At 75.3% G+C, this 17,072-nt stretch carries 13 protein-coding genes; 4 read left to right on the top strand and 9 right to left on the bottom strand.

The features are described from left to right. Window positions 1-16: 16 nt before the first annotated feature. From AC0GKK_RS26240 to AC0GKK_RS26250, 3 genes are all read right to left on the bottom strand, one after another. Window positions 17-1,057, bottom strand: coding sequence for an ABC transporter substrate-binding protein (locus tag AC0GKK_RS26240; protein ID WP_073574557.1), 1,041 nt, complete (start codon window positions 1,055-1,057; stop codon window positions 17-19). A gap of 108 nt (window positions 1,058-1,165) precedes the next feature. Continuing rightward, complete coding sequence (locus AC0GKK_RS26245) at window positions 1,166-2,962, bottom strand: ABC transporter ATP-binding protein (RefSeq protein WP_489882813.1); 1,797 nt, start codon at window positions 2,960-2,962, stop codon at window positions 1,166-1,168. Further along, window positions 2,959-4,701, bottom strand: coding sequence for an ABC transporter transmembrane domain-containing protein (locus AC0GKK_RS26250; protein ID WP_489882814.1), 1,743 nt, complete (start codon window positions 4,699-4,701; stop codon window positions 2,959-2,961). Before AC0GKK_RS26250 ends, AC0GKK_RS26245 begins: the two co-directional genes overlap by 4 nt. A gap of 124 nt (window positions 4,702-4,825) precedes the next feature. On the opposite strand from AC0GKK_RS26250, the gene AC0GKK_RS26255 reads away from it, so the two are divergent. Together AC0GKK_RS26255 and AC0GKK_RS26260 are read left to right on the top strand one after the other, a co-directional pair. Continuing rightward, window positions 4,826-5,764: a methionyl-tRNA formyltransferase gene (locus AC0GKK_RS26255; RefSeq protein ID WP_489882815.1), complete on the top strand. Its 939-nt coding sequence runs from the start codon at window positions 4,826-4,828 to the stop codon at window positions 5,762-5,764. Continuing rightward, complete coding sequence (locus AC0GKK_RS26260; protein ID WP_489882816.1) at window positions 5,764-6,978, top strand: GNAT family N-acetyltransferase; 1,215 nt, start codon at window positions 5,764-5,766, stop codon at window positions 6,976-6,978. The genes AC0GKK_RS26255 and AC0GKK_RS26260 overlap by 1 nt, the downstream gene beginning before the upstream one ends. A gap of 3 nt (window positions 6,979-6,981) precedes the next feature. On the opposite strand, the gene AC0GKK_RS26265 is transcribed toward AC0GKK_RS26260, so the two are convergent. The 4 genes from AC0GKK_RS26265 to AC0GKK_RS26280 all read right to left on the bottom strand — a co-directional run bounded on the left by AC0GKK_RS26265 (window position 6,982) and on the right by AC0GKK_RS26280 (window position 12,218). Continuing rightward, entirely contained in the window at window positions 6,982-8,388 is a 1,407-nt protein-coding gene (locus AC0GKK_RS26265; RefSeq protein WP_251782246.1) for a uracil-xanthine permease family protein, read from the bottom strand. A gap of 128 nt (window positions 8,389-8,516) precedes the next feature. After that, window positions 8,517-9,506 carry an ABC transporter substrate-binding protein gene (locus tag AC0GKK_RS26270; protein ID WP_489882817.1) on the bottom strand — a complete coding sequence of 330 codons (990 nt, stop codon included), beginning with the start codon at window positions 9,504-9,506 and terminating at the stop codon, window positions 8,517-8,519. Between the two features lie 106 nt (window positions 9,507-9,612). Beyond that, entirely contained in the window at window positions 9,613-11,049 is a 1,437-nt protein-coding gene (locus tag AC0GKK_RS26275; RefSeq protein ID WP_489882818.1) for a pyridoxal phosphate-dependent decarboxylase family protein, read from the bottom strand. Window positions 11,050-11,060: 11 nt separating this feature from the next. Next, the gene (locus tag AC0GKK_RS26280) at window positions 11,061-12,218 is read right to left on the bottom strand and encodes a GTP-binding protein (RefSeq protein ID WP_405416705.1); all 1,158 of its coding nucleotides are present in this window, start codon (window positions 12,216-12,218) and stop codon (window positions 11,061-11,063) included. Between the two features lie 184 nt (window positions 12,219-12,402). On the opposite strand from AC0GKK_RS26280, the gene trpS reads away from it, so the two are divergent. Then, complete coding sequence (gene trpS / locus AC0GKK_RS26285; protein WP_178373567.1) at window positions 12,403-13,470, top strand: tryptophan--tRNA ligase; 1,068 nt, start codon at window positions 12,403-12,405, stop codon at window positions 13,468-13,470. Here trpS and AC0GKK_RS26290 read toward each other — a convergent pair. Next, on the bottom strand, window positions 13,442-14,086 hold the full coding sequence (locus AC0GKK_RS26290; RefSeq protein WP_251782250.1) for an MOSC domain-containing protein: 645 nt from the start codon (window positions 14,084-14,086) through the stop codon (window positions 13,442-13,444). The genes trpS and AC0GKK_RS26290 overlap by 29 nt on opposite strands. A gap of 48 nt (window positions 14,087-14,134) precedes the next feature. Continuing rightward, window positions 14,135-15,646, bottom strand: coding sequence for a long-chain-fatty-acid--CoA ligase (locus tag AC0GKK_RS26295; RefSeq protein WP_489882819.1), 1,512 nt, complete (start codon window positions 15,644-15,646; stop codon window positions 14,135-14,137). A gap of 115 nt (window positions 15,647-15,761) precedes the next feature. Here AC0GKK_RS26295 and AC0GKK_RS26300 point away from each other — a divergent pair, with 115 nt between their 5' ends. Then, on the top strand, window positions 15,762-17,018 hold the full coding sequence (locus tag AC0GKK_RS26300; protein WP_489882820.1) for an MFS transporter: 1,257 nt from the start codon (window positions 15,762-15,764) through the stop codon (window positions 17,016-17,018). Window positions 17,019-17,072: the final 54 nt, after the last annotated feature.

The raw sequence follows: 17,072 nt of genomic DNA on the forward strand, positions 1-17,072 counted from the left end.
GGGGTGCGCCCCGGGGTCAGCCCTGGGTGGCGGGGAGCGCCTCGAGCTCCGGCACCAGCTTGTCGATCGCGTACGGCAGGCTGAGCACGCTGCCGTAGCTCAGCGCGGCGGGCAGCGGCTCGGTGCGGTCGGAGCTGAGCATCCACAGCACCCGGCCCTGCTGGACGGCGTCGAGCCTGCTGAACTCCGGACGCGCCTGGATCTCGGCCTTCGCGGCCTCGGTCGGGGCGAGCACGAGCAGCTTGTCGACGTCGAACTCGCCGGCCTGCTCCGGGCTCAGCTGCGCCTCGCTCGTCCCGGCCGCGGCCCGGGTGATCGCCTCGGGGGCGCGGAAGCCGAGCTGGGCGAGCAGGTCGGCCTTGATGTCGCCACCGGCGAACGCGAAGTAGTTCGGGGTGTCGTAGGAGACCGCGACGGCGGTCTGCTGCGCCCAGTCGGGGTGCGCGGCCTTGGCGTCGGCGATCTTCTTCTCGGTCGCGGCGATCAGTTCGTCGCCCTGCTGCTCACGGCCGACGGCCCTGGTGATCTCCCGGGTCATGACCTGCCAGGACGCGGTGTAGTCCTCGAAGCCCTTCGGCTGCGCGACCGTCGGCGCGATCCGGGAGACCTGGTCGTACTGCTCCTGGGTCATGCCCGAGTACGACGCGATGATCAGGTCCGGCTGGAGCGCCGCGATCTTCTCCAGCTGGTACTCCTCGCGGACGCCGACGACCTCGGGGGTCTGCCCGGCGAAGCCCTGCTCCTGCCACAGCCACGTGTTACCGGCCGGGGGCTGGGTGAACCAGTCGACGATGCCGACCGGCGCGATCCCGACGGCGAGCAGCGCGTCCGGGTCGGTGTAGCCCAGGGTCACGACCCGCTCGGGCTCGGCGGTGATCTCGGTGGAGCCGTACTTGTGCTCGACGGTCACCGGGAAGGTGCCGGACGCGGCCGGGGCCGCGGGGGCCTCGGCGCCGCCGCCCGACGGCGCCGACGAGCACCCGGCGAGGACGAGGACACCGAGCAGGGCGACGAGCAGTGGACGGAACCGTCCCCTGGACGGTGAGGCGTGAGGCATGACGTTCCTGTTCTCTCGACCCGGGACGACGGGGCCGTCGTTGCCCGGTGATCCGATGTGGCAGTTGAGGCTTACCTAAGTCGCAGGCCAGGTCAAGAGATCCTTACCTCAGTCGCCGGTACGCCGGACGGACTCACCGCGCAGACCCGTCCAGGCCTGCCACAGCTGGGCGAAGCGGCCGCCGGAGGCGACCAGCTCGGCGTGCGTGCCGGTCTCCGCGGTCCGCCCGCCCTCGAGCACCAGCACGAGGTCGGCGTCGGCGACCTGGCTGAGCCGGTGCGCCACGACGACGGCCGTGCGGCCGGCCAGCGCGGCGTCGGCGGCGCGTTCCAGCTCCGCCGCGCCGGCGCTGCCGGCCTCGGCGGTCGCCTCGTCGAGGATCACCACCGGCGGGTCGGCCAGCACCAGCCGGGCCAGCGCGAGCTGCTGGGACTGCACCACGGTCAGCGCGTGCCCGGTGTCCCCGACGACGGTCTCCAGCCCGTCGGGCAGCCGGTCCACCCAGGGCGCCGCGCCGACCGTGGCCAGGGCGGCGCGCAGGTCGTCGTCGGTGGCGTCCGGGCGGGCCAGGCGCAGGTCCTCGGCGAGCGGCCCGGCGAACACGTGCACCTCCTGGGTCACCAGGACCACCGGCGGCCGCCCGCCGCGCTGGTCGATGCGTTCCAGCGGCACGCCGCCGATCTCGACCGATCCGGCGTCCGGGGTGTGCATCCCGGCGACGAGCTTGGCCAGCGTGGACTTGCCCGCCCCGCTGGTCCCGACCAGCGCGACCCGGGCGCCGGGCGCCAGGTCGAGGTCGACCCCGGACAGTGCCGGGTGGCCGTCGACGTAGGAGTGGGTCAGGCCGCGCACCCGCACCCGCGCGTCGGCGGGCACCGCCGGGTCCGCGGGCGGGGCGGGCGGGTCGATCTCGGCGACGCCGACGATGCGCCGCAACCCGGCGACCGCGGACTGGGCGGCGTCGAGCTGGAACAGCATGATGTTGATCGGCGTGAACAGGTTGATGAAGTACAGCGCCGCCGCGCTCGCCGTACCGATCGTCGTGCTGCCGCTGCCGACCAGCACGAACCCGGCGACCAGCACGCCGCTCAGACCGAGGACCTCACCGGCGTTGAGCCGGCCGAAGAAGCGGGTCTGCAGCACCACGAGCCGCTGCCCGATCCCGGCGACGGCCTCGGCGCGGGCACGGACCCGGTCCAGGTGGTCGTCGGTGAGGCGGAACGCGCGCACCGTGCTCACCCCGGCCGCGGTGTCGAGCAGTTGCTGCTGCTGGGCCCCGCCCGCGATGCGCTCGTCGTCGTAGAGCGGGCCGGAGTGACGCAGGAACCAGCGGGCGGTGGCCACCTGGATCGGCACCGCCAGCAGCGCGCCGAGCAGGAACCGCCAGTCCAGCGCGGCGAGCGCGACCAGGGTCAGGCCGATGATCAGTGCGGCCCTGGCGAACTCGGGCAGCGCCTCGCGCACCGCCTCGCCGACGACCTTGACGTCGTCGGTGACGCGCGCGGTGAGGTCACCGGACCCGGCCTGCTCCAGGGTGTCCAGCGGCAGGTCCAGCGCGCGGGCGACGAAGCGCTCCCGCAGCCGGGCCAGCATCGTCTCCCCGACCCGGGCGATCAGCGCGATCCCGGCGAAGGCGAGCACACCCTGGACGACCGCGACCCCGGCCAGCGCGGCGACCGGCGCGGTCAGCGCCGACGGCGCCGCCCCGCGGGCGGCGAGGTCGACGATCCGGCCCAGCAGCGGTGCCGCCACCAGGCTCACCGCCGACCCGGCGACCAGCGCGACGAGGGCGGCGACGGCCGTCCCGCGGCGCGGCCGGAGCAGCTCGCCGAGGACGGCGCGGGTGCGGCGCCCGTCGGCGACGGGCAGCAGACGGGGTCCGGACGGCTCGGTCCCGGTGGTCATCCGGTCACCACCCTGCGGTAGTCGGTGTCGTCGGTCATCAGCTCGGTGTGCGTCGCGTCCGCGACGACCCGGCCGTCGCGCAGCACCACCACGCGGTCGGTGACCGCGAGCAGCGCCGGGCTGGTGGTGAGGAGCACGGTCGTGCGGCCGGTGCGGTGCTCGCGCAGCCGGGCCGCGATCTCGGTCTCGGTGACGGCGTCGACGGCGGTCGTGGGGTCGTGCAGCACCAGGACCGGGGGATCGGCGGCCAGCGCCCTGGCCAGTGCGACCCGCTGGCGCTGCCCGCCCGACAGTGAGCTGCCGCGCGAGGTCACCGGGGTGTCCGCGCCCTGCGGGAGGGCCTCGACGGCCTGGTCGGCGCGGGCCGCGGCCATCGCCGCGACCGTCGCGGACCCCGCGGCGCCGTCGCGGGTCGCGGCGGTGACGTTATCCAGGACGGTGCCGGTGAACAGGTGCGCGTCGTGCGCCGCGACCAGCAGCGTGGACCGGGTGGCGGCCGGGGCGAGGTCGTCGACGCCGGTGCCGCCGAGCAGGATCCGCCCTTCCTCGGGTGCGATGTCGCGGGCCAGGCAGCGGGCGAGTGCGGTCGCCGCGGACGGGTCGCTGGCGACCACGCCGAGCAGCTGACCGGCGGGCACCTGCAGGTCGAGGCCGTCGAGCGGGCCGTGCCGCAGCCCGGTGACCGCCAGCGCGGCGACGGGGTCGGTGGGGTCGGCGGTGGGGCCGGCATCGCGGCCGTCGTGGCCGGGGCCGACGGCGGGCGGCGCGGAGAGGATCTCGGCGATCCGCCCGGCCGAGGCCCGCGCCTGGGCGAAGCGCGCCCCGGCGATGCCGAGGGTCTGCAGCGGCCCGACGAGGAACTGGGCGAGCCCGACCGCGGAGACCAGGTTGCCGACGGTGATGGACCCGTCGAGGGCGAGCAGGCCGCCCACGAGCGCGATGACCGCGAGGAACAGGCCGTTCGCGAGCTGGACGGTGCCGAGGAAACCGGCCTCGGCGCGGGTCGCCCGCAGCGTGGCGCCCAGCGCGGTGCGGCTGCTGGCCGCGTACTGCTCGGCCGCGGCGGGCCCGGCGCCCAGTCCCTTGAGGACGCGGATCCCGGACACCAGGTCGGCTGCGGTGCCCGCCGCGCGTGCGGCCCGCTCCTGCTCGGCGCCGCTGCGCCGCTCCAGCGGCCGGCCGACCCGGCCGATCAGCCACAGCAGCGGCGGGGTGCCGAGCAGGATGAGCAGGCCCAGGGGGAGCGAGATCCGCAGCAGCGCGACGGCGGCGACGACGAGCGCCGCCGCCGCGGCCGCCGCCGTCGGGATCCAGAAGTTCATCACCGCGACTCGCTTGGCGTCGGCGACGGCGATCGAGGTGACCGACCCGGGCAGCCTGCCGGTCTCGGCGCCGCCCCGGTGGTCCAGCAGCCGCGCCGCCACGCGGGTGCGGAGCCCGGCGTCGGCACGCAGGTCGGCGTGCAGGGCCTGCCGCGCGCCGAACCGGTAGCTGTAGGACAGCATCGCGAAGTCCGCGGCCAGTACCAGCAGCCAGATCACCAGGCTGCCGACGTCGCCGGTCGCGACCGCGCGGTCGATCACCACGCCCACCAGGACCGGTACCAGCGCCTCACCCACCTGGTGCCCGCAGAGCAGGACGGTGGCCGCGGCGACCCGGCCGCGGAACGACCTGATCGTGCTGCGGACCACCTCGCGTGCGGTGACCCGTGCGTCACCGGTGCCCCTGTGCTCGGTCATGAAGAGAGGCTAACCTCACCAGCGCGTGGCGATCATGAGGGCGGGGTGTGTCTCGCCGCTCCCCGGTCGGCGCACCGGTCGCCGCCCGTCATCGGGTCCCGTCCCAGGAGGAGGTCGACACCTCGTGCGTGTCGTGTTGTTCGGATACCAGAAGTGGGGAGCCCGGCTGCTCGCCGACCTGCTGGACTCGCGGCACGAGGTGGTGCTCGTCGTCAGCCACCCGGAGGAGGGCGAGCCGTCCCCGGTGATCTTCCAGGAGTCGCTCGGTGACCTGGCCCGTGAGCACGGGATCCCGGTGCTCTACCGGGAGAAGGCCGTGGACGCCGAGCTGGTCACCGCGATCACCGGGTCCGGTGCCGACATCGGGGTGGCCTGCAACTGGCGCACCTGGATCTCCCCGCAGGTGTTCTCCGCCCCGCCCCGCGGGACGGTCAACACCCACGACTCGCTGCTCCCGCGCTACGCCGGGTTCTCCCCGCTGAACTGGGCGCTGATCAACGGCGAGAGCCAGGTGGGCGTGACCGCGCACTGGATGGACGCCGAGCTCGACCGCGGCCCGATCATCTGCCAGCGCACGGTGCCGGTCACCCCGACCGACACCACCGAGGACCTGTTCGAGCGCACCGTGCTCCTGTTCGGACCGCTCGCGCTCGAGGCGTTCGACCGGGTCGAGCACGGTCCGCACGAGTGGCTCACCCAGGACCCGGCGCACGCGTCGTTCTTCCACAAGCGGGCCGACGAGGACAACCGCATCCCCTGGGACCGTCCGGCGGCCGACCTGGTCAACCTGGTGCGCGCGCAGACCGGGCCGTACCCGAACGCCTGGTGCCTGCACGACGGGGCGCGGCTGCGGGTGCTGGAGGCGACCGTGTCGCGGGAGCGCTGCGGCGGGACCAACGGGCGGATCTTCGCCCGCGAGGGGAGCGGGGTGGTCGTCGTCGCCGGGCCGGACGCCTGGCGTGGCGGCCAGTACGGCCTGGTCCTGCAGCGGGTCAAGGACGCCGACGGGGTCGAGCACGTCGCCGGCGACCACTTCCGCCGCATGGGGGGTTACCTGACCTGATGACTCCCGACGCCCGCCGGGAACGGATCCTGCGACACGCCCTCCTCGACATCGGCGCCGATCCGGCGCCGGGTCCGCTGGTCCTGCCGTTGCCCGCGGTGGGGATGGACGTCGTCGCCGAGGTCGAGCACGCCTCGCCGGTCGGCCTGCACTGGTTCTCCCGGATCGCCCTGGCCACGACCGACGGTGCCGTCGACCCCCACCCGGGTCCCGACGAGCTGGCCGCCGCGCTGCGTACCGAGCTCGCCGCCCGCGGCGGCCCCGGACCGCTGCCGCCGGGTCCGGTCCCGGCGGCCGCCGACGGTCCCGCCCCGGAACAGGGGCCGGCCGGCGCCCCGCCGGAGCCCGTCGGTGGCACCGACCCGGTGGCGGTCGCGCTGGCCCTGCTGCACCACGAGGCGGGTCGCGTCTCCGACGCCGACCTGACCGACCGGGTACTGGTGTCGGGCCTGCTGCCGCTGGTCGGGGCAACCGGCCCGGCGGCTCGGCCGGAGTGCTCGGAGCTCACCGCGCTGGCCGAGCGGCTCGCCGCGGCCCGTGACGCCGAGCGCCCCGGCCGGGTGCGGCGGCTGCTGCATCATTGGCTGACCGCGGCGCACCTGTGGCGTCGCCCGGTCCTGCACCCGGCCCGGTGGCACCGCACGCCGAACCCGCTGCTGCGGGCGGGTGCGCCGGCGGTGACCGACCCGCCGGTGCCCGGCCGCGCGGGGGAGTACCTGCTGCGTCCGGCCCGTCCGCACGGCGCCGACCTGCGCACCGTCGGGGACTGGATGCGCAGGCCCGAGGTGGTGCGCTTCTTCGGTCAGCCCTGGCCCGACGAGCGCTGGGCTCGTGAGCTGGACGGCCACGGCGCCGGGTCGGGTACCGCCGCCGTGCTCGTGGAGCCCGCCGGCGACCCGGCCGCCGGACCGATCGCGTACCTGGAGATCTTCCGCCCGGTGCGGCACGCGCTGGCCCGCGCGTTCCCGGTCGGCCCGGGCGACGTCGGCGTGCACGTCTGCGTCGGTGCCGCGCACCGGCGTGGCACCGGTGGCGCGCTGCTCGCCGCGGTCGCCGAGGCGCTGACCGCCGCGGGGTGCCCGCGGGTGCTCGCCGAGCCCGACGCCCGCTACACCGCCGCGCGGGGGGCGTTCGGCCGGGCCGGGTTCGACGAGGCCGAGCGGATCGCGCTGCCGCACAAGGACGCCGTCGTCATGGTGCGCACGGCGGCCTGAGCCTCAGCCGAGCGGCCCGCCGTCCCCGTCCCCGGAGGGGCGCCGGTCGGCGGGGAGCAGCGCGTGCAGGGCGTGGTAGCCGACGAGCACCACGATCGTGCCCAGCGCGATCCCGGACAGCTCGAACCCGCCCACCGACAGGCTCGCCCCGCCGATGCCGATGATCAGCCCGGCGGACAGCGGCACCAGGTTCGCGGCGTGGGCCAGGTCGACCCCGTTGCGGATCCAGATGGCCGCCCCGAGCAGCCCGACCATGCCGTAGAGGACCACGGTGAGCCCGCCGAGCACCCCGCCCGGCACCGCGACGATCAGCGCCCCGAACTTCGGGCAGAACCCCAGCAGCACCGCGACGGCCGCGGCCACCCAGTACGCGGCGGTGGAGTAGACGCGGGTCGCGGCCATCACGCCGATGTTCTCCGCGTAGGTCGTGGTGGGGGAGCCGCCGACCAGGCCGGCCAGCGTGGTGCCCGCGCCGTCCGCGGCCAGGGCCCGGCCCAGGTACGGGTCGAGGCGCTCGCCGGTCATCCCCTCGACGGCCTTGACGTGCCCGGCGTTCTCCGCGATCAGCGCGATCACCGAGGGCAGCACGAGGAGCGCGAAGGCGAACGAGAACGTCGGCCAGTGCCAGCCGGCGATCTCCATGCCGTCCGGACCGGTCTGGGTGGCGGGCGGCAGGCCCACCCAGTCCGCGGACCCGACCCCGGACAGGTCGACCCGCATCCGGGTGCCGACGTCCCCGCTCGCGTCGGGCGCGGTGATCGGGCCGGTCGTGGCGTCGAGCAGCAGCGAGAAGGCGAACCCGGCGACCAGGCCGATCAGCACCCCGATCCGGCCCCAGAACCCCGGCAGCAGTACCGCGGCGGCGATCACCACGACCATCGTCACCAGCGCGGCCCACTGGTCCTGTGGCCAGTAGACGGTCGAGGCGACCCCGGCGAGGTTGAACCCGATCAGCATGACGACGGCGCCGGTCACCGCGGGTGGCAGCAGCCGGGACACGACGCGGGCGCCGACCAGGTGCACGACCACGCCGACCAGCAGCAGCACCACCCCGGCGACGACGATCGCGCCGGTCACGGCCGCGGAGTCCCCGCCCTGGGCGCGGATCGCCGCGACCCCGCCGACGAACGACGCCGAGGACCCCAGGTAACTGGGGATCCGGCCGTGGGTCATCAGCAGGAACAGCGCGGTCGCGACGCCGGACATCAGGATCGCGATGTTCGGGTTCAGTCCCATGAGGACCGGGAAGACGAACGTCGCCCCGAACATCGCGATCACGTGCTGGCCGCCGAGGCCGACGGTGCGCGGCCAGGACAGCCGCTCGTGCGGGCCCACGACCTCGCCGGGCGGCGGGGCCTTGCCGCCGTGCACCACGGTCCAGCCGCGCCGTCGTTCCCGCGTCGAAGTCACCGAGCCCCCTCACCGTGGCCCGCCGCCCTGACGGGGCCGCGATCACAGTCGTCGGCGCGGCCGGGCGGGACAAGGGGTTGCGCACACCGGTGACGTGACGTTCACGGCACCGGTGCGCGGGCGCCGGCTCAGCTGCCGGGGGCCCGGCCCTGCAGCGCCGCGTCGAGCTGCGGCGCGACGGAGTCGATGGCGTAGGGCAGCGACAGCGGGCTGGAGTAGCCCAGCGCGGCGGCGAACTCGGTCTCGAACGGCCCGAGGTAGGCGACCCGGCCCTGCTGGACCGCCGGGATCGCGCGGAACACCGGGTCGGCCTCGGACTCGGCGCGCGAACGGCCCAGCACCACGAGCACGTCGCTGTCGAGGTCGCCCTGGCGCTCCAGCGAGAGGGTCTGCGAGTCCGGCCGGACGGTGAAGCCGAGGCCGGCGAAGATCTGGGCGCGCAGGTCGTCGGTTCCCATGTCGTAGGGGACGCCCTCGATGAAGAAGTCCATCTTCAGGTTCTTGCCCGCGAAGTCGGGGTGGGCCGCCTTGGCCTCGTCGAACTTCGCGCGGGTCGCGGCGATGACCTGCTCGGCCTGCTCGGTGCGCCCGGTGGCCTGCCCGGTGATGCGGGTCTGCTCCTCCCAGCCCGCGGCGTTCGTGCCGTCGGGGGTGCCCTGGGCGACGGTCGGCGCGATCTGCGACAGCGCGGCGTAGGTCGCCTGGTCCATGAAGGAGTAGACGCCGAGGATCAGGTCGGGCTGGAGTGCGGCGACCTGCTCGACCGGGATCTGGGACCCGGTCAGCAGCTGCGGCTGCGTCCCGCCGAGTGCCTCCTGCGCCCAGGGGCGCTTCGCGTAGTCGTAGTCGCCGATGTTCTCGCGGACCCCGACCGGCTTCACGCCGAGGGCGAGGGCGAAGTCGGCGTCGTTGAAGCCGACGGTCACGACCCGCTGCGGCGCGGCGGGGATCGTCGTCTGCCCGAAGGCGTGGGTGAGGGTGACCGGGAACGCCCCGGTGGGGGCGTCGTCGGCGGGGGCGGGCTGTGCCGCGTCGCCGGAGCCCCCGGAGGAGCAGCCGGCCAGTGCCAGCAGCAGGACCACGCACGCGGCGAGCGCGCGGAGCAGGGGTCGGGGCATGGGGGCGGTCCTTTCGACGGGACCCGTGCGGGCGGGGTGCACCGGGCGCCGGGGGATCAGATCAGTACACCCTTCTGGGTGGACAGGCGAACCTTACCCACGGCGGTCACGATCGGGCAGACAGGACATCCCACACGACGTCGAGGTGCTCGCGGCCCGTGGTGACCCCGCCGAACGCCACCCGCACCACCGGGTGTCCGTCGACCTCGGTGCCGGTGAGCAGCACCCGTCCGTCGGCGTTGGCGCGTTCCAGCAGCGCGGTGGTCGCGGCGTCGCCGGAGCGCGAGCGGAGGCAGACCAGGGACAACACCGGCGCGCACGCCAGCTCCAGGTCGTCGTGCCCGCGGATCCGCTCGGCCAGCTCGGCGGCGAGGTCGACGTGCCCGCGCAGGTGCGACCGCAGCCCGGACAACCCCTGTCCGTGCAGCACCGCCCACAGCTTCAGCGCCCGGAACCGACGCCCGAGCGGGACCTGCCAGTCCCGGAAGTCCACGACGGCGCCGGAGTCGGAGTGCGCGTCGCGCAGGTAGGCGGGGGTGATCGACAGCGCGGCCGGCAGCGCGCGGGCGTCGCGCACCCAGAGCAGCGAGGCGTCGAACGCGGTGAGCAGCCACTTGTGGGCGTCGGTGCAGAAGGAGTCGACGCCGGGACCCGGGCCCGGGTTCACGCCGTCGAGCACCCAGCGGTGCTCCGGGCAGAGCGCGGCGACGCCCGCCCACGCGGCGTCGACGTGCACCCACGCCCGGTACGGCCGCGCCGCCGTGACCAGCGCCGCGACCGGGTCGCTCGACCCGGTCGAGGTCGTCCCGACCGTCGCGCACACCAGCACCGGGACCAGCCCTGCGGCGACGTCCGCGGCCAGGGTGTCGGCCAGCGCGGCCGGGTCCATCGCCCGGGAGCCCGGGCTGCACGGGACGGTCCGCAGCCCGTCGGAGCCGAGCCCGGCCACCCGCACCGCCTTGGCCAGCGACGAGTGCGTCTCGGCCGTGACGTAGACGCGTTCCCGGCCGGTCACCCCGCGCACGCGCCAGCCGGAGTCCGGGTCCGGCGCGGCCCGGTGCAGCGCGGCGGTCAGCGCGACCAGCGCCGCCGAGGACGCCGAGTCCTGGATCGAGCCGCCCCCGCCGCCGTCGTGGGTGAACGCCTCGTCCAGCCCGAGCGCCCTGGCCAGCTGGTCGGTGACCGCCTGCTCCACCTCGGTGCACGCGGGCGAGGTCGACCAGAGCATGCCCTGCGCCCCGGCGCCGCCCGACAGCAGCTCACCCAGCAGCGAGGTCAGCGAGGCGTTCGCCGGGAAGAACGCGTGGAACCCGGGGTGCTGCCAGCGGGTGTCGGCGTCACCGGTGACGGCCTCGACCAGCGAGGGGAACGCCGCGAGCGGCTCGGGGTCCTCGTTCGCCTCGCGGGGGAAGCGGGCCCGCACGGTGCCGGGCTCGACGACGTCGCGGACCGGGTGGCGTTCGATCCCGGCGCGGGCGTCGGCGACGGCGTCGACGAACAGGTGGCCGAGGGCTCGGAACTCGTCCGGGGTGAGGTCGGGCACGTGCCCGGACGCTACCCGGCCACGGGCGTGTGCTCGTGGATCCCGTGGTCGTGCAGGTCGTCGAGGTCCCAGGCGGGCAGCGGGTCGTCCAGGTCGCGCCAGGAGCCGGGCCCGGCGAGCAGCTCGTCGTCGGTGAGCAGGGCCGGGTCGAGGCGCGCCGTGACGGCGTCGCGGGTCAGGCCGAGCCCGATGAACACGATCTCCTGCCCGCGCGGCCCGTCGAACGACGACCACGGCGCCGCCGGATCCAGGGCCATGTTCGGGCCGGCCTGCGACCACAGGCCGGCGACGTCGGGCCGGGTCGCCAGCCAGCAGAAGCCCTTGCTGCGCAGCAGGCCGGGCCATTCGCCGAGCGCGTCGAGCAGCCGGGCGGGGTGGAAGGGTCGTCCGGCCCGCCAGGTCACGCTCGCGATCCCGTACTCCTCGGTCTCGGGGGTGTGGCTGCCGTTGAGCTCCTGCGCCCAGCCGGGGGTCGCGGACGCCGCCGCGGGGTCGTAGCGGTGGGTGTCGAGCAGCTCGGCGACCGGCACGTCGCCACGCACCGCGCGGACCCGGCGTGCGCCCGGGTTCATCCGCGACAGCAGCGCCTCGATCCGGCCCAGCGCGTGCGGCGCGACGAGGTCGGTCTTGTTGAGCACCAGCAGGTCCGCGAACTCGACCTGGTCGGCGAGCAGGTCCGACAGGGTCCGCTCGTCGCCCTCGGCGGCCTGCAGCTCGCGGTCGGCGAGGGAGTCCTCGCTGGTCAGGAGCGTCTCGAAGGTCGAGGCGTCGACGAGGGTGACCATCGTGTCCAGCCGCGCGACGTCGGAGAGCGCGGTGCCGTCGTCGAAGGTCCACTCGAACGTCGCCGCGACCGGCATCGGCTCGGAGATCCCGGTCGACTCGACGACGACGTGGTCGTAGCGCCCCTCTGCGGCCAGCTCGCCGACCGTGGTCAGCAGGTCCTCGCGCAGCGTGCAGCAGATGCAGCCGTTGGTGAGCTCGACCAGCTTCTCCCGGCCGCGCTGCAGCCGGACCTGGGCGCCGTCGATGTTGACCTCGCTCATGTCGTTGACGACGACGGCGATCCGCCTGCCGTCGCGGTTCGCGAGCAGGTGCTCCAGCAGCGTCGTCTTCCCCGCGCCGAGGAAGCCGGACAGGATCGTGACGGGAACGCGACGGTCGGCCATGCATTCACGATAACCATTGTCGATAACGGCGGTGTAGGGTGCCCCCGTGCGCACCTCCCGTCCGGTCTGGTGGCGGCTGCTCCCCGCAGCCGCGTAGACGCACGTCACCGTCATCCCGGGCTGCCCGAGCAGCCCGGCGGCCACCGGTGTGTCTCGTGCAGCTCCCCGTTCTCAGGAGCTGATCATGGATTCCCTCGCCGCCACCGTCGCCCGGATGCCCGCGCTGCGTGCCGCCGTCGCCGCCGACCCGTCGTCGCACCGGGTGCTGACCGGGGAGCGGCCGACCGGCCCGCTGCACCTGGGGCACCTGGTGGGCACGATCTCCGAACGCGTCCGGCTGCAACGGTCCGGAGTGGACGTGCTGGTGATCCTCGCCGACTACCAGGTGATCACCGACCGTGACGTCGCCGACCGGCTGTCGGACCACGTCCGCGGCGCGGTGCTCGACCAGCTCGCCGCCGGGCTCGACCCGGACCGCACGACGGTGTTCGCCCACTCCGCGGTGCCCGCGCTGAACCAGCTCATGCTGCCGTTCCTGTCGCTGGTCACCGAGGCCGAGCTGCACCGCAACCCGACGGTGAAGGCCGAGCACGCCGCGTCCGGGCGCGCGTTGTCGGGGCTGCTGCTGACCTATCCGGTGCACCAGGCCGCGGACATCCTGTCCTGCCGCGCCGACCTCGTGCCGGTGGGCAAGGACCAGCTTCCGCACATCGAGCTCACCCGGGTGCTGGCCCGGCGCTTCGCCGAGCGCTACGGCCCGGTGTTCACCCCGCCCGAGCCGATGCTGACCGACACCCCGGAGCTGCCCGGGCTCGACGGGCACAAGATGTCCAAGTCCCGCGGCAACGCCGTCCCGCTCGGCGCGACCGCGGACGAGACCGCGGCGCTCGTGCGCCGCGCCCGCACCGACCCCGAGCGGCGCATCACCGTCGACCCGGACGGCAGGCCCGGGGTGTACGGGCTGCTCACGACCGCGGCCCTGTGCCTGGGCCGCGACCCGCACGAGCTGGCCGCGACCCTGGACGGGGCCGCCGCGCTGAAACGGCTCACCACCGACGCGGTCAACGACCACCTCGCCGGGCACCGCGCTCGGCGCGCCGAGCTGGCCCGCGACCCCGGGCTCGTCGACGACGTGCTGGCCCGCGGCAACGCCCGCGCCAACGCGCTGGCCGACGAGACACTCGACGCGGTCCGCACGGCCATGGGGATGCGCTACGGCCGGGTCAGCGCCGGGACGCGGTCCGCTTCGTGACGGTCTCCCGGATCTTCGGCAGCAGGTGCTCACCCGCGGCCAGGAGGTCCGGGAGCCGGGCCGGCTCGGCGAGCAACGCCCGGAACGCGTCGGCGACGGTGACGCCGTGCCCGGGCCGGTGCTCGACGGTCACGGCGTCGCCGGCGCGGATCTCGCCGGGGGACAGGACCCTCAGGTAGGCGCCGGGGCGGGCGGCTGCGGTGAACCGCTTCACCCAGCCCGCCCGCTCCAGGTGCGCCGCGAAGGTCCGGCACGGGATGCGCGGCGCGGTCACCTGCAGCAGCACCCCGCCGACCCGCCAGCGCTCGCCCAGCTCCGCGCCGCACACGTCGACGCCGCGGGTGGTGAGGTTCTCCCCGAACATCCCCGCCCGCAGCGGGCCCAGCTCGGCGGCGAAGGACTCCAGGTCCTCCCGGGCGTAGGCGTAGACGGCCTGGTCCGGGCCACCGTGGTGGTCGGCGTCGCAGATCGTGTCGCCGGCCAGCCCGCTCGCCGCGGGCGCCGGGACGTCCACCCGGACCGGACCGGGTACCGGCCGCTTGTCGATGCCCGAGGCCCCCGCCTTGGCGAGGATCGGACGGGACACCCCGGTGTTCACGGACTCCACGACGGACACCCGCGCGACGCTAGGCGTCCCACCGCCGCCGACGCGAGCGGGTTCGTGTCACACGGACCCGTGGAGGCGGCGCAGCTCGGTCTTGAGCACCTTGCCCGACGGGTTGCGCGGTAGCACCTCCACCAGCGCGAGCCGGCTCGGCTGCTTGTAGCGGGCCAGCCGGTCGGCGCACCACGCCGTGAGCGCGTCCAGGTCCGGCGGGGCGGCGGGGTCGGCGGGCACGACCACGGCGAGCGGGGTCTCGCCCCAGCGCGGGTCCGGCACCCCGACGACCGCGACGTCGGCGACGCCCGGGTGCGCGGCCAGCACCTCCTCGACCTCGGCGCTGTACACGTTCTCCCCACCGGAAATGATCATGTCCTTGGCGCGGTCGACGACGTAGTAGAAGCCGTCGGGATCCTCGCGCACCAGGTCTCCGGAGTGGAACCAGCCGCCGCGGAACGCCTCGGCCGTCGCCTCCGGGCGGCCCCAGTACTCCCGCATCACGGTCGGACCGCGGTAGACGATCTCGCCGACCTCGCCGCGCGGCACGTCGTTCATGTCCGCGTCGACGACCCGCACCTCGACGCCGACCATCGGCGTCCCCACCGAGCCGATCTTGCGCACCGAGTCCTCGCCCCGCAGCGCGCAGGTGACCGGGCTGCACTCGGTCTGCCCGAACGCGGTGACCACCATGGCCTGCGGGAACGTGTCGATCATGGTGCGGATCAGCGTCGTCGACGCGGGGGCGGCACCCCAGGTGATCCGGCGCAGCGCCGACAGGTCCCGTTGCGCGATGCCGGGCACGGCGCAGATCGCCTGCCACTGCGCCGGGACGAAGAAGCACGACGACACCCGCTCCCGCTCCAGGGTGTCGACCGTCGCGACCGGGTCGAACCCGCCCGACGGTGGGATGATCACCCGGCCGCCCGCGATCAGGGTCGGGAGCATCCCGGACAGCCCGGCGATGTGGAACAGCGGAGCCCCGGACAGCGAGACCCGGTCGTCGCCCGCGGTGCCCAGGTGCGTGATCGACAGGAACGCGTGCAGCATCAGGTTGCGGTGGGTCAGCACCGCGCCCTTCGGGCGGCCGGTCGTGCCCGAGGTGTACATGATGTAGGCGGGCTCGTCGTCGGCGACGTCGTCGCCCCAGTCGCCGGGGTCGGTCCCGGCGAGCAGCGCGCCGAAGCCCTCGCCGAGGGTGAGCACCGTCCGCACCGACGGCGCCTGCTCCCGCGCGGCCTCCACGGCCGCGGCGAACCCGTCGTCGCAGAGCACGGCGGTGGGGGTGCAGTCGGTGAGCTGGAAGGCGACCTCGCCCGCGGTCAGCCGGAAGTTCAGCGGCACGCAGATCGCGCCGCGGCGCAGCACCGCCAGATAGCTCTCGACGAGCTCGACGGAGTTGAGCCCGAGCACCGCGACCCGGTCCCCGCGGTCGACCCCCCGGTCGGCGAGCACGGTCGCCAGCCGGGACACCCTGTCGTCGAGCTGCGCCCAGGTCCGCGACGTCCGCGGGTCGGCGAGCGCCGGCCCGTCCGGTGTGGTCCGTGCGTGCCGCGCGACGACGTCCGCCGCGGTCATCCCGTGTCCCGTGATCGTCCCCACCGGTGGCCTCCCGAGCCTCGACTGCCCTGCCACTGTGGTCCCGCTCACCCCGGTGGGGCAAGATCACGGCCCGCCGTGCAGGGTGACGCCGGTGAGCACGACCCCCGACGGAGCCGACCCCGACGGAGCCGACCCCGACGGAGCCGGCCCCGAGGGCGCCGACCCCGGCGGTGCCGTCCCCGACGGCACCCGCCGGCTCCGGCTGCTGCAGCTGGCGTCGCTGACCAGCACCGTCGACCGGTTCGCGATCGCGCCGCTGCTGGTCCCGATCGCCGCGTCGTTCTCGGCGCCGCTGGCCGCGGCGGCCGGCGCGGCCGGGGGCTACTTCCTCGCCTACGGCCTCATGCAGGTCGTGTGGGGGGTGCTGTCCGACCGGATCGGCCGGGTCCGGGTGATGCGCCTGGCCCTGGTCGGCGCGGTGCTGGGCGGGGTCGCCTCGGTACTGGCCCCGACCCTCGCGGTGCTGGTCGTCGCCCGGGTCGCCACCGGCGCGTGCACGGCGGCGCTGATCCCGGCGGCGCTGGTGTACGTCGGTGACACCTGGCCCGCCGCGGTCCGGCAGCGGCCCCTGTCGGACCTGCTCGCGGCGACCGCGCTCGGCACCGCCGTCGCCACGGCCGGGGCGGGCCTGCTGGCCGACCTGGCCGGGTGGCGCGTCGTCCTCGGTACGACGGCGGCCGGCTGCGCGGTGCTGTTCGTCGCGCTGCGGGCGCTGCCCGAACCCGACGGCGCCCGCACCACCTCGCGCGGGATCGTCGACGCGGTGCTCCGCCCGCTGGCCACGGTCGCCGGGAACCGCTGGGCGCGGCTGGTCCTGGTGCTCGCCTTCGTCGAGGGCGCCGTCGTGCTCGGGGTGCTGACCTACCTGGCCCCGTCGCTGCAGGCCGGGGGCAGCTCCGCCGCGCTGGCCGGGCTCGCCGCCGGGGGCTACGGCGTCGGCGCGGTGCTGTTCTCCCGGGTCGTGCGACGCCTGGTCGGGCGCCTGCGACCGGCCGCGCTGGCCGCCGTCGGCGGCGGGTTCCTCGTCGTCGCCTGGGTGTTCCCGCTGGTCGTCGTGCACCCGGTGACGATCGCCGCGGCCGGGCTCTGCCTGGGCGGGGCGTGGGCGTTCCTGCACTCGACCCTGCAGACCTGGGCGACCGAGGTCGTCCCGCAGGCCCGCGCGACCGCCGTCGCGCTGTTCGCGACGCTGCTGTTCCTGGGCAGCTCGGCCGGCACCGCGCTGGGTGCCCCGCTCGCCGATGCCGGGCGCTTCGCCCCGCTGTTCGCCGCCGCCCTGGTGGCCTCGGTGCCGCTCGCGCTGGTCGCCGCCCGTACCCGCGCCCGCTACGCCCGCCGGGCCACCTGACCCGCGCTGTGTGCTCCCAGGGTCACTTTCGTGGCTTAGAGCGCCACGAAAGTG

The sequence above is a fragment of the Pseudonocardia sp. P-1 genome (genome assembly GCF_058111925.1).